This window comes from Variovorax sp. 05N34 (assembly GCF_056397405.1).
In genome coordinates, this window is record NZ_JBFTNI010000002.1 from 736,351 (window position 1) to 748,680 (window position 12,330).

Annotated in this window: 10 protein-coding genes; 9 read left to right on the forward strand and 1 reads right to left on the reverse strand. The window is 60.9% G+C overall.

Annotated elements, in window-relative coordinates:
• Window positions 1-2: 2 nt before the first annotated feature.
• The 7 genes from AC1DMA_RS07835 to AC1DMA_RS07865 all read left to right on the forward strand — a co-directional run bounded on the left by AC1DMA_RS07835 (window position 3) and on the right by AC1DMA_RS07865 (window position 7,428).
• Window positions 3-413 (forward strand): Zn-ribbon domain-containing OB-fold protein, encoded by a 411-nt coding sequence (locus tag AC1DMA_RS07835; protein ID WP_478143822.1) that lies wholly within the window; start codon window positions 3-5, stop codon window positions 411-413.
• Entirely contained in the window at window positions 410-1,282 is an 873-nt protein-coding gene (locus AC1DMA_RS07840) for a MaoC/PaaZ C-terminal domain-containing protein (RefSeq protein ID WP_478143823.1), read from the forward strand. Before AC1DMA_RS07835 ends, AC1DMA_RS07840 begins: the two co-directional genes overlap by 4 nt.
• Before the next feature lie 14 nt (window positions 1,283-1,296).
• The gene (locus tag AC1DMA_RS07845) at window positions 1,297-2,214 is read left to right on the forward strand and encodes an SDR family NAD(P)-dependent oxidoreductase (protein ID WP_478143824.1); all 918 of its coding nucleotides are present in this window, start codon (window positions 1,297-1,299) and stop codon (window positions 2,212-2,214) included.
• 116 nt (window positions 2,215-2,330) lie between these two features.
• A complete protein-coding gene (locus AC1DMA_RS07850) occupies window positions 2,331-3,527 on the forward strand; it encodes an acyl-CoA dehydrogenase family protein (protein ID WP_478124557.1) in 1,197 nt (398 codons plus the stop codon).
• A gap of 11 nt (window positions 3,528-3,538) precedes the next feature.
• A complete protein-coding gene (locus AC1DMA_RS07855; RefSeq protein WP_478143825.1) occupies window positions 3,539-4,705 on the forward strand; it encodes an acyl-CoA dehydrogenase family protein in 1,167 nt (388 codons plus the stop codon).
• 50 nt (window positions 4,706-4,755) lie between these two features.
• Entirely contained in the window at window positions 4,756-5,742 is a 987-nt protein-coding gene (locus AC1DMA_RS07860) for a Bug family tripartite tricarboxylate transporter substrate binding protein (protein WP_478143826.1), read from the forward strand.
• Window positions 5,743-5,769: 27 nt separating this feature from the next.
• Window positions 5,770-7,428: a long-chain-fatty-acid--CoA ligase gene (locus AC1DMA_RS07865; protein ID WP_478124560.1), complete on the forward strand. Its 1,659-nt coding sequence runs from the start codon at window positions 5,770-5,772 to the stop codon at window positions 7,426-7,428.
• 478 nt (window positions 7,429-7,906) lie between these two features.
• Here AC1DMA_RS07865 and AC1DMA_RS07870 read toward each other — a convergent pair whose 3' ends face one another.
• A complete protein-coding gene (locus AC1DMA_RS07870) occupies window positions 7,907-8,689 on the reverse strand; it encodes an IclR family transcriptional regulator (protein ID WP_478124561.1) in 783 nt (260 codons plus the stop codon).
• Window positions 8,690-9,033: 344 nt separating this feature from the next.
• Here AC1DMA_RS07870 and AC1DMA_RS07875 point away from each other — a divergent pair, with 344 nt between their 5' ends.
• A complete protein-coding gene (locus AC1DMA_RS07875) occupies window positions 9,034-10,008 on the forward strand; it encodes a Bug family tripartite tricarboxylate transporter substrate binding protein (protein ID WP_478143827.1) in 975 nt (324 codons plus the stop codon).
• Window positions 10,009-10,025: 17 nt separating this feature from the next.
• On the forward strand, window positions 10,026-12,326 hold the full coding sequence (locus AC1DMA_RS07880; RefSeq protein WP_478143828.1) for a xanthine dehydrogenase family protein molybdopterin-binding subunit: 2,301 nt from the start codon (window positions 10,026-10,028) through the stop codon (window positions 12,324-12,326).
• Window positions 12,327-12,330 lie beyond the last annotated feature (4 nt).

Genomic DNA, 12,330 nt, shown 5'->3' on the forward strand with positions numbered 1-12,330 from the left:
AGATGTTTCTTTCAGACGACCGCGAATGGCCCGCTCCCGCTACGAATCCAGAAAACGAGGCGTTCTTCGCCGCGGCCGCACAAGGGCGTTTGCTATTCGGCCAATGCCGAGACTGCGGAAAGCGCCACTACTACCCCCGCCGTAGTTGCCCACATTGCTTCTCGGCCCAAGTCGACTGGGTCGACGCGAGCGGCCGCGGGCGAATCTACTCCTACACAGTGAGCGGAGCAGCCTCCGACCGGCAGGTTCTCGCTTTCATCCAGCTGGAAGAGGGCGTACGCATGTTGTCCAACATTGTGGACGCGGCGCCTGCAGCACTGTCCGTTGGCGAGGCCGTGCGAGTCGCATTTGGTCGCGCAGGGAGTGTCAGAGTGCCTGTCTTCGTGCTGGATGATGCGGGAGCGAAAGCGTGAACGTCGAAGCCGTGATGGCCTGGAGCCGAACAGTCATTCACGACTACTCCTTGCGCGAGTCGGCGCTCTATGCTTTGGCAATTGGTGCAGTATCCGACCCGCTCGATAGGTACCAGTTGCGACTGGTGGACGAGGCCGACCAGGTGGTTGTGCCGTCCATTGCGGCCGTAATTGCGTCGCCCGGCTTCTGGGCTCGTGACGAAAGGTCGATGGAGATTGATGCCGCGCGCCTGGTCCACGGGGAGCAGCGAATCGCGCTGGAGCGTGCGTTGCCTCCGCACGGCCGTGTCGTCGGCGTGTCTCGCGTCTGCCGCATCGTCGACAAGGGCGAAGGAAAAGGCGCGCTGATCACCGTGCGCAAGACCTTGCAGTCCGAGCAGGGAGAGCGCTATGGGCAGGCGTGGCAGCTTTTCTTTTGCCGAGGCGACGGGGGCTTCTCGGCAAGCGGGGCGGCCGACCTGATTCTTGACGATGAGCCCTTGCCCCCGCTCGCTGCAGCTCCAACACGGGAGGCCGATCAGCGCGTGCGGTACTCGGTACGGAAAGAAGCAGCATTGCTCTATCGTCTCTGTGGAGACGCCAACCGGCTTCATATTGATTTGGAAGTTGCGCGCCGCGCTGGCTTCCCCCGGCCGATTCTTCACGGCCTGGCTACCTATGGCTTGGCGGCCGTTGCAGTCATTCGGGCCTTCGCTTCAGGCGACGCGCAAAAGTTGCACGGCTTGGATGCCCGTTTTTCCGCGCCGCTCTACCCAGGCGAGGAAGTCGAGTTCCGGATGTGGGACGAAGGCACACATGTAGCGCTTGAGGGCCATGTCGCCGCGCGCGACGCTGTCGTGATCAGCCACGCCCGAGCGCGTTTTCAATAAATGAAAGTGAAGCAATGAGCAAATTCATGGATGGCAAGGTTGCCGTGGTCACGGGCGCGGGCGGCGGCATCGGGCGAGACATCGCACTGCAGTTGGCACAGGCCGGCGCTCGAGTCGTGGTCAACGACATCGGCGCATCGCTCAGTGGCGAGGGCGGCGATCCGGGGCCGGCAGGCGGGGTGGTCGCAGAAATCCAAGCAGCCGGGGGGGAGGCCAGCGCCAACACAGATTCCATCGCCATGCAGGGCGGAGCTCGCCGGCTGATCCAGCAAGCGGTCGACACTTTCGGTCGGATAGATTGCGTGGTCAACAATGCGGGAATCCTGCGCGATCGCTTCTTCCACAAAATGAGCGAACAAGAGTGGGACGCGGTAGTGAAGGTGCATCTCTACGGCTCTTTCTACACAAGCAGTGCTGCGGCCGGATTCTTCAAGGAGCAGGGGAGCGGGTCCTTTGTCCATATGACCTCCACCTCGGGACTCGTCGGCAACCGGGCGCAGGCCAACTACGCGGCCGCCAAAATGGGCATCGTGGGTCTCTCGCGCTCCATTGCCCTCGACATGCAGCGATCCGGGGTCCGCTCCAACTGCATTGCTCCGTTTGCTTGGGGGCGCATGGTGGCATCTGTTCCGATCACGACCGAAGCCCAGCGGCTTGCTGCCGAGCGCAAGCAGCAGTTGATGACGCCAGCCAAGGTCGCACCCTTGGCCGTGTTCCTCGCGAGTGATCTGGGTGCAGATGTCAATGGCCAGGTTTTCGCTGTGCGCGCGAATGAAATCATGCTCATGAGCCAGCCGCGCCCGGCCAAATCTGTACATCAGTCGGATGGTTGGACGCCCGAGAGCATCGCCGAACACGCACTGCCCGCCATGCGCCACGCTTTGACGCCCCTCGAGGAAACAGCGGACGTCTTCAACTGGCCGCCCATCTAACGCAAAGTCCTCGCACCCACTCAGACCGCTCGCAGCGGCCGGCAGTGCCGCTGCGCCGCAGAAGCGTGAGCGATCGCGACGGTTCCTCACTTTGAATCAACGCATAAGGAGCAAATGTGGATCTGAACTACAGCGCGGGGGACCTGGAGTTCCGCGACACCGTGGTCGCTTGGTTGCAGGAGAGCGTGCCCGAAGACCTGCGGGCCAAGGTGCTCCACCACAAGCGGTTGAACCGCGAAGACTTCGTACGCTGGCACAAGATCCTGGCCGCGCAGGGATGGGTTGGGACCAACTGGCCGGTCGAGTACGGGGGAACAGGCTGGTCCGCAGTCCAGCGTCATATCTGGGAAGAAGCGTGTGCCGCCGCGGGCGCACCAATCGTCATGCCCTTCGGCGTCAACATGGTGGCACCCGTCATCATGGCCTTCGCCAACGAGGCGCAGAAGCGCCACTACCTGCCGCGCATCCTGAACTGCGACGACTGGTGGTGTCAGGGCTATTCGGAGCCCGGCGCAGGCTCCGACCTGGCTGCGCTGAAGATGCGCGCAGATCGGGTCGGCGATCACTACATCCTGAACGGTCAGAAAACCTGGACGACGTGGGCGCAACACGCCAACATGATCTTCTGCCTGGTGCGCACCGATGCAAAGGCGCGGAAGCAAGAAGGCATCTCCTTCCTGCTGATCGACATGAAAACACCGGGCATCACTGTGCGGCCCATCATCATGCTCGACGAAGAGCATGAGGTGAACGAAGTGTTCTTCGACAACGTCGCGGTTCCGGTTGCGAACCTGATCGGCGAGGAGAACCGGGGCTGGACCTACGCGAAGTATCTGCTGGGTCACGAGCGCACAAACATCGCGGCCGTCGGGCGCTCCAAGAGAGAAATGCGTCTGCTCAAGCGACTGGCGCAGAAGCAGCACAAGAACGATAAGCCGTTACTGAGCGACCCCGTGTTTGCCGCAAAGGTGGCGTCCCTTGAGATCGAGTTGATGGCACTTGAGATGCTGGTGCAGACAACAATCTCCCGGGAAAGCCACGGCAGATCACCAGGCCCCGAAGCATCGATGCTGAAGATCAAAGGAAGCGAGATTCAGCTGGCAATCACCGAGCTGATGCTGGAAGCCGTTGGCCCCTATGGTGCTCCCTTCGATCCCGCGTTCCTCATTGGCGACCGCGCGCACAGCGTGACGCAGAACGACGACGCAGCGCCTTTGGCGTCGCTGTATCTCAATTACCGAAAGATCGCGATCTACGGCGGATCCAACGAAATCCAGAAAAACGTCATCGCCAAGCTCGTACTGGGCCTGTAAGGGATCGAATCATGAACTTCAATTACACACAGGAACAGCAACAGTTCGCCGACAGTTTGCGCCGCTGGATCGAAAAGGACTACAGCTTCGAGCAACGAAAGGCCATCATTCACTCAGAGACTGGTGTCTCGGAGAAGGCGTGGACCGCCCTGGCCGAACTTGGAGTGACGGCGCTGGCGTTGCCCGAGTCTCTTGGCGGGCTCGACGGCAGCGTGTTGGACATGTTCATTGTGATGGAGCAGCTAGGGCGCGGTCTGCTGGTCGAGCCCTGCTTTTCATCGGCGATGGGCGCCGAGTTTCTCAAGCTCTCCAGTCGTCACACCGCGCTGCTGGAAGATGTCGCTGCAGGTCGCATCAAGCTGGCCTGTGCGCTGGGGGAGCGGCAATCCAGGCATGACCTGTTCGACGTCGCGACGACGGCGAGAGTGATCGACGGTGGCCATCTGCTTGACGGCACCAAGACGGTCGTGATGCATGGCGGGCAGGCGGAACATCTCATCGTATCCGCCCGTAGTTCTGGGGGCCGCCGGGAGACGGGAGGCATATCCCTCTTCTTGCTACCTGCCGATGCGCTAGGTGTCGTTGTGCGCGACTACCGGACAATCGATGGCCTGCGCGCGGCCGACGTCGAACTGAATGATGTTCGGTTGCCCATATCGTCTCTATTGTGTTCCGAAGGTCGCGGCTGGGATCTCCTTGAGGCGGCGACGGACTACGGCATCGTGTTGCTCTGCGGTGAAGCCGTCGGCGCTATGGATGCCCTGAACGCCGCGACATTGGCCTATCTGAAGGAGCGCCAGCAGTTCGGTGTACCGATCGGCAGCTTCCAAAGCTTGCAGCATCGGATGGTCGACATGGCGATCCACCTTGCTCAGGCGCGCGCCATCTCCACGCTTGCGGCGGCCAAGCTCTCCGCGGGGGTAGGTCCGCAGGAGCGTCGGCGGATCACGTCGGCGGCCAAGGCTCGCGCAGGCCAAGCCATGAGGTTCATCGCGCAACAAGCCGTGCAATTGCATGGTGGGATGGGGCTCACTGACGAGTTCCCTGTCTCCCACTATGTGAAGCGGCTCACTGTGATTGAGCTGATGCTCGGCGACACCGATCACCACCTGGCCCGGTTCGCCGCGCAGCCTGAATTCCTCGACGAAAACGCTCTGCCCTCGCCATCACCGGGTTGACTTCTCTGCCCACTGGTTTCCTTGTCAGATGCATCAATGGAGTCATCATCATGAAGTGTCGCGTTCAGTTCTTCTCAACGTGCCGGAGTTTCCTGCTTGCCGCCGCCGTGGCGTCGGCAGGCACGCTGGCCGCCGCCCAGACCGCCTTCCCCAGCAGGCCGATCAAATTGATCGTGCCTACCAATCCGGGAGGAAGCATTGACACAGTCGCGCGGATTCTCGGTGAAGAGCTTTCCAAGGAGTTGAAGCAGCCGGTCATCGTCGAAAACAAGACCGGTGCGAGCGGAATGATTGCGGCTTCAGCGGTGTCGCATTCGGCACATGATGGATACACCTTGCTCGTCACGCACACTGGCGTTCTGCAGGCTGATCTGTTGCGCAAAAATTCTTCTTACCGACTCAGCGATCTTGCTCCAGTGGCGGAGGTGTCGAACACGCCGGTGGCTTTCGGCGTGAACAGCAGCGTCCCCGCTACCGATCTGAAGTCATTTATTGCGCTGGCGAAGGCGCAGCCCGGAAAGTTGAGCTATGGCTCATACGGAAAGGGCACCTCGGCGCATATTTGGGCGGAGCAGTTTAGCCAGCAAGCGGACATCCAGTTGGTCCACGTCCCCTATGCTGGGGAGGTCCCCGCCCTGCAAGACGTCCTGTCTGGCAACCTGACCTCGGGATGGGGTGCCGTGGGTACCTACAAGCAGTACGCGGATGCCAACAAGATCCGCATTCTTGCGATAGCAAACCCGGTGCGTTCAGTGCTGATGCCAAACGTTCCCACGTTCATCGAGGCAGGTTTCCCCGAGATGAATGCGAGCGGATGGTGCGGAGTCTTTGCCCCTGCCGGCACGCCCAAGGCGATCGTTGCGCAGCTGTCCCAGCTCATCGTCAAGATCGTGCAACGTCCCGAGATCTCGGCGCGCATATTGCCCACTGGGCAAGAGCCAACCGGCACAGATGATGATGCCTTCGGCAAACGAGTAAATCGCGATCGGCAGGCCTGGGCGAAGGCGATCTCCGCATTCAACATCACGCTCGACTGAATGTTATTGATGGACTGAACTAGAACGATGAAATCGCAGCAAATCCGTAACTGGCCTCAACACCTTCCGCACCAGCTGACGACGCCGGCCACCACTCTTTACTTCAACCTGTTCGTGTCGGCAGTCCGTTTTCCTGAAAAGGCTGTCCTGATAGATGCGCGTGGTTCCCTCACCTACTGTGAGCTACTCGATCAGGTGGATCGGATGGCCGGGTTCCTGGAGCGGGGTCTGAAAGTCCAAGGAGCGGACCGCGTCATGTTGTATATGCAGAACTGCCGGGAGTTTGTCATCGCGTACTACGCAATCCTGCGGGTTGGTGCCGTGGTGGTACCTGTTAACCCGATGAACAAGCGTGGGGAGCTAGGGCACTACCGAGCAGACAGCCAAGCGCTTGTCGCGTTCTGTGGCAGCGAAGACCTGGACGAACTCTTGGCCATGGATGGGGCCACGGAGCTTGCGGCAGTCGTCGTCGCAAACGGGCGACCTCTGGCGGGTAGCCCTATGGAACGGGTGTCCGCACGTTCGGTTCCATCGGTCCACGACTTCGAATCGGCCATGGCGGCCGGGCATACGACCGCAAGCCCTGCTGCGCAGGACTTCGAGCAGGTGGCGGTGATTCTCTACAGCTCGGGAACCACTGGCAGTCCCAAGGGTTGCATGCATACGCACCGCTCGATGATGGCAAGCACCAATTCGGTGGCCCACTGGATGGGGATGCAATCGGAAACTGTCGTGCTGGCGGCGCTCCCTTTCTTCCACATCACCGGGATGCAGAACATGATGAACACCCCGATCTATGTTGGGGGGACGCTGGTCCTGCTCCAGCGATGGGATCGGGATGCCGCGGCTGAACTGATTGCCCGCTGCAAGGTGACGCACTGGAACATGATGCCGACCATGTTGATTGACTTCTTGGCCAGCCCTCACCTGGACAGTTATGACCTGCGATCGCTGCGGCGCTTGGGGGGCGGAGGCGCAGGGATGCCTGAAGCGGTGGGCGAGCGCATCAAGGCGTTGATCGGACTCGACTTTCTTGAAGGCTATGGATTGTCCGAGGGCATGCCTTTCACGGGCAACCCTGCCGTGCATTTCAAGCGGCGGTGTTTGGGCGTCCCGCTGTTCAATACCGATGTGCGGATCGTGGATCCCGAGAATCTGCGGGAGTTGCCACAAGGCGAGGTAGGCGAAATCGTTGTCTCCAGCGACAAGACGTTCAAAGGTTACTGGAACAACGAAACCGCTACCCGCGATGCATTTATCGACTTGGACGAAAGAAAGTTCTTTCGTACCGGAGATCTGGGCTACATGGACCAGGACGGCTACTTCTTCATGGTGGATCGGCTCAAGCGCATGGTCAATGCGGCCGGCTACAAGGTGTGGCCTACAGAAATCGAGGCACTCTTGCATGAGCATCCGGACGTGAGAGAAGCATGCGTGATCGCCGCCAGCGACCCTTATCGCGGAGAGACGGTGAAAGCTGTGATCGTGCTGCATGAGGCTGCGAGAGGACGCGTATCTGCTGCAGATGTCATTGAATGGTCCAAAGCAAAAATGGCTGCCTACAAATATCCTCGGTTGGTGGAGTTTGTTGAGGAGCTTCCGAGACTAGCCACAGGCAAGATCGCATGGCGGCAGTTGCAGGAAGCTGAACGAGCCAAAGACCGCGCGATCTCAGAAGCGCCGTAAGCAGCTCCCTGTCTCGCACTGGCCAGCCGCGTCCACCGACCAGGACGTGGGGATCGACTTCGGTAGTCGGCTGGTCCTCGCATAGTCGATGGGGCTTGGCCGGGCACGGCACGGGGGCGCGTCGGGAAGCATCGGAGATATCCACCAAATAGCCGCTGACCTCGACCCCTGGAATCTCCCGCCAAAGAAGCTCAAGCCAATTGCGTCCAGTGTCGAAGGCACGATCTGGCATGCATGAAAGCCGGCCGGCATCGGCCATGATTCATGGACGGCGCCGCGGTCTGTGCGTAGTTCCGAACAATACGAACGACAACGCGGGCCACCTTGGCCGAGACAAACAGGCTCTCGACCTTTCTATGGCAGAACTTCGTACGCGGTCCGCCTCTACAGAGGCGCATGGCTTCGGCAACGGTGTGTTGTCGCTGCTCCTCTTGCGAAGCCACGCCATGGAGCACGCGATGCGAGCTGACGGGCGATGCTAGGTCGCTCTCGCGGATGCCGACGATGGAACCGTTGAAGCGAAGTCGGAATTTGCAGATGCGGTTTCGAACACTGCAGTGTCGCCACCGAGGCGCCGGGTCAAATCGGAGGCAGCCTTGAGCACCGCCAGCGACATGCCAGGTATGAACTCTGAGGAGAAACGTGCCGACGGGCCAGAAATAGCCAGGGCGCCGCGCAGACTGCCCATGGGACCGAAGACCGGCGCGGCAATCGCGCCAATGTCCGGCTCTCGCTCGCCAATGGTCACGATGAGCGGCTGCTCGGGGAAATTTGCCGGAGGAGTCAGTGCGCGGTCGAAGCTGTGCAGCACTCTGCCGGCGGCACCTTTATCCAAGGGCAGAAGGTCACCGGTGCGGATGTGATCGCGTACCGATTTCGGCGAGTCAACTCGAAACAGGCACACCCTCAGATTGTCCTCACGAGTGAAGAAGGAAGCGCCTTCGCCTGTTTCCTGAACCAATCGTCTCAGGATAGCGGGCACGTGGTCGTCGAGCCGCAGGGCCGCTTGATAGAGTCCCCCCCAATGCAGAAGCATCGAGCCCAATTGATAGGTGCCGTCATCGAGGCGAACGATGCAATGCTCGCGGATCAGCGAGGTCATTGTTCGCAGGATGGTGCTTTTGTACATCCCAGTGCGCTGCGCTAGCTCACTCAGGTTGAGCGAAGTGTCGCCTGCGCGGAAAGCACGGAGGATCGCGAAAGCTCTTTCGACGGCGGCAACGCCTCCGACCTTTTGCTCGTCTTCTCTCTCAGCTTTCATCAGTTGCTCCGTCCAATTGAGGTTTCTTCGACATCACGGATCTATGTAAGCCAATCCGATGAACAAGTGGCGTAGGCCACCTCTGCTGGCTCCACAAACGAGTGGGGCGGTGCAGCGCTATCTGGCGGCGGGCCGTCGTTCGCTTCTGAGGGTCGCTGAACATGCGTGCAAAAAGGCAAGGCGAACGAATTGCCAGGCTCCCCACATTACAAATGCCGCTCAAATTCCGCTTGACATCATAGCGTGGCGCAGAACAGAATTAGATTCCCTAGGGCGATATCGTATTCTGCTGTACGCAACGGAAGAGACGCCCGCTCGCGAGACCCATTTGTAGGAGTTTCTTTATGTTCACGACGAAAAAGGTACTTGCGGCGTGCTGCGGGGTCGCACTGGCTGTGCTTGCGATCTCTGTACAAGCGCAGACCTACCCCAGCAAAGCCATCACGATCGTTGCGCCGTACCCGCCGGGCGGTGCAACCGATCTCTATGCCCGCTCGGTGGCGAACGGACTCGCCGAGTTTGGGCAGCCCACCATCGTCGACAACAGGGCTGGCGCCTCTGGACTCATTGGCGCCGAATACGTCTCACGGCAGCCGGCGGACGGCCAAACGCTGCTCATCGGCGCGTCGTCGATGTTCTCCATCCTGCCGCAGCTCTTGCCGCGCATGAAGGAGGTCGCCGGCCATGTCGAGCCGGTCTCTATGCTGGGATTCAATCCCTCCTATGTTGTCGTGCCGGCCTCGCTGCCGGTAAACACCATCCAGGAACTCATTGCCTACCTCAAGGCAAAACCGGGCGAGTACGCCTACGGTTCGGCTGGCAAGGGGACGTCCCAGCATGTGTTCATGGAACTCTTCAAGCAGCGCGCCGGCGTCGATCTGCTGCCGGTTCAGTACAAGGGCAGCAGTCCTATGGTGGTGGACCTCATCGCTGGCCGGGTCGTGATGGCGATCGAACAAGGCCCGGCGGTGCTGTCGCAAATCAAGGCTGGCAGGCTTAAGGCGCTGGCAGTGACGACGGCCAAGCGTGCGCAGGCAATGCCCAATATCCCGACCCTCTCGGAGACCGTGCTCCCCGGCTTCGAGGCCGTGACGTGGTTCGCTCTCTATGCGCCCTCCGGAGTTCCAAAGAGCGTCATCGCCAAGATGGTTCCGCAAATCGCCAAGACCATGAACTCCGCAGAGGTGAAGGAACGGATGTACGCGGTCGGTGTAGAGCCCACGTCCAGCTCGCCCGAGGATGTCGCGAAGCGGCAAGCGGCAGAAACCAAGACCTGGGCTGCTGTGATCTCCCAGTCGCACATCACCCTGGACGAGTAACCTCTCTCCTACTCGGTATGCATTCCCATCCGAACCTTCCGCTCCATCAGGAGCCTCGTGCCGACTATCTCCAGAAAGTCACGGGCGCGGCGATCTTCGCCAGCGACGTCGAGGTGCCCGGCATGCTGCAAGGGAAGATCTTGCGCAGCACGGTGCCCCACGCTCGCATCCGCAGCATCGACACGAGCGCTGCGCTGGCCATGCCGGGTGTGGTTGCCGTCCTTACCGGGGCCGACATGAGAAACCTCCCCGGGAGTGCCAACCGGTGGGGACTCTACCTGCGCGACCGCGAGGTGATTGCTATAGAAAAAGTGCGGTATGTCGGCGATCCGGTCGCAGCGGTTGCGGCCATCGATGAGGTCACAGCGGAAGAGGCTCTGGATGCCATCGTCGTCGAGTACGAGCCGCTGCCTTTCGTGACAACCGCCCGCGAGGCGATGGCCGAAGGCGCCGAACTTGTCCATGAAGAGATGGACAAGCTGAAGGATTTCTATTTTCGAGGCGAGGCCAGCCCCGTAGAGGGGACAAACATCTTCCAGCACTGGAAGTACACCAGCGGGGATGTGGACCAGGCCTATGCCGCGGCGGCCCGCATCTTCGAAGACACCTTCACCTTTCCGATGGTGTTCCATTTCGCGATGGAGCCTCATGTCAGCATCGCGAATTGGAAGCCGCATGCACTGGAGATCTGGAGTGGCGGTCAAACGCCGACCGCGATCGCCCGGGTGTGCTCGGAGACACTCGGCATTCCTCTGGCATGCGTGCGCGTGCATTCGCCCTACATCGGCGGAGGCTTTGGAGGAAAGGCATCGGTCAAGATCGATCCGCTCGTGGCGGCATTGTCCTGGAAGGCTCGGGCACCCGTGCGCGTTTGCCTGTCCATTGCCGAATCGATGCTGACCTGCCGACGCCTCGATGCCGAAATCACGCTCAAGACCGCAGTCGACGAAACCGGTCGGATCACGGCGAAATCCATCAAGGCCGTGCTGAACGGCGGAGCCTTTGCCGATACTGGGCCAGCGATCGCCATCAAGGCAGCCATTCGTGCCATCGGCCCGTATCACATTCCAAACCTTCGGCTGGAGTCGTACGGCGTCTACACCAACACGGTACCGGGCGCGGCCTTCCGATCCATTGGTGGGCCGCAAGCCGTCTGGGCGACAGAGTCACAGATGGACATCATGGCCGATGCGTTGGGCGTGGATCCCATCGAGTTCCGCATGTTCAACATGGCAGACAAGGGACAGACCATCAAGCCGGATCTGCGACCCCTGGACGTGGACATGCGCAACTCCCTGCGCCAGGCCGTGGGCGCTCTGGAGGCGCTTCCCGAGATGACCGGCGCACAACGTCGCGGCCGGGGTGTTGCGGTAGGCGTGAGCGATCCCGGCATCATGCCCATTGGCGGGGCCACCGTTCGCCTGCGGGCGGACGGCTCAATCAACGTATCGGCCAACTCGGTCGAAATCGGTCAAGGCAATCGAGGCGTGCTGCGGATCGTCGCGCAGAAGATGCTGCGCCAGCCACTGCGCATGATTTCAGTGTCGGAACCGGACACCTTGCTCGCGCCATACGATTGGGGGACCGGCGCCAGCCGATCGACGGTGATCATCGGGCTGGCCGTACAGATGGCCTGCGAAGACATCCTGCGCCAGATTGGCGAGACGGCTGCCACTGTGCTCGGTGGTTTGCCTTCGGACTACCAATTGGAAGAAGGCCGCATCGAAGGGCCCGCCGGGTCGATCTCCATCCTTGAACTGTTGAGCCGCTTCAACGGCATGAGCGCTGGCGAGTTTTTCGGGGTCGGCCGGGTGAACTCGGAGACGAAGAACGGCGCGTTCAAGCTCGCCCCCCTGTTCTGGGAAACCGGTGCCGGCGCATGTGAAATCGAGGTCGACGAGAGCACTGGAGCCGTCCGCATTGTCCGGGTCGGGGGCGCTGCGGACTTGGGCTATGTCGTCAATCCCAAGGCCGCAGAGGGCCAGGACGAAGGTGCCATGGTGATGGGTTTGGGTCATACCCTCTTCGAGGAATACATCTACGAGGACGGCCAGGTGGTGAATGGAACCTTGTTCGACTACAGGGTGCCGACCATGGAAGACGTGCCGGTCCATGTTGGAACCGTATTGATCGAAAGCCTTGACGGCCCTGGCCCGTTTGGCGCCCGCGGTGGTGGAGAAGGCGCAATCCTACCGGTCGCTCCGGCCGTCGCGAATGCACTCTTCCAAGGCTGGGGAGTACGAATCAAGGACCTGCCGTTGACGCCCGAGCGGGTCTGGCGAGCGCTGAAAGCAGTCAAGGCTGCGCAAAACAACTGAAGAG

Coding starts and splice junctions, on each gene's coding strand:
- AC1DMA_RS07835 (WP_478143822.1), top strand. CDS start 3: ATGTTTCTTTCAGACGACCGCGAATGGCCCGCTCCCGCTACGAATCCA.
- AC1DMA_RS07845 (WP_478143824.1), top strand. CDS start 1,297: ATGAGCAAATTCATGGATGGCAAGGTTGCCGTGGTCACGGGCGCGGGC.
- AC1DMA_RS07855 (WP_478143825.1), top strand. CDS start 3,539: ATGAACTTCAATTACACACAGGAACAGCAACAGTTCGCCGACAGTTTG.
- AC1DMA_RS07860 (WP_478143826.1), top strand. CDS start 4,756: ATGAAGTGTCGCGTTCAGTTCTTCTCAACGTGCCGGAGTTTCCTGCTT.
- AC1DMA_RS07865 (WP_478124560.1), top strand. CDS start 5,770: ATGAAATCGCAGCAAATCCGTAACTGGCCTCAACACCTTCCGCACCAG.
- AC1DMA_RS07870 (WP_478124561.1), bottom strand. CDS start 8,689: ATGAAAGCTGAGAGAGAAGACGAGCAAAAGGTCGGAGGCGTTGCCGCC.
- AC1DMA_RS07875 (WP_478143827.1), top strand. CDS start 9,034: ATGTTCACGACGAAAAAGGTACTTGCGGCGTGCTGCGGGGTCGCACTG.
- AC1DMA_RS07880 (WP_478143828.1), top strand. CDS start 10,026: ATGCATTCCCATCCGAACCTTCCGCTCCATCAGGAGCCTCGTGCCGAC.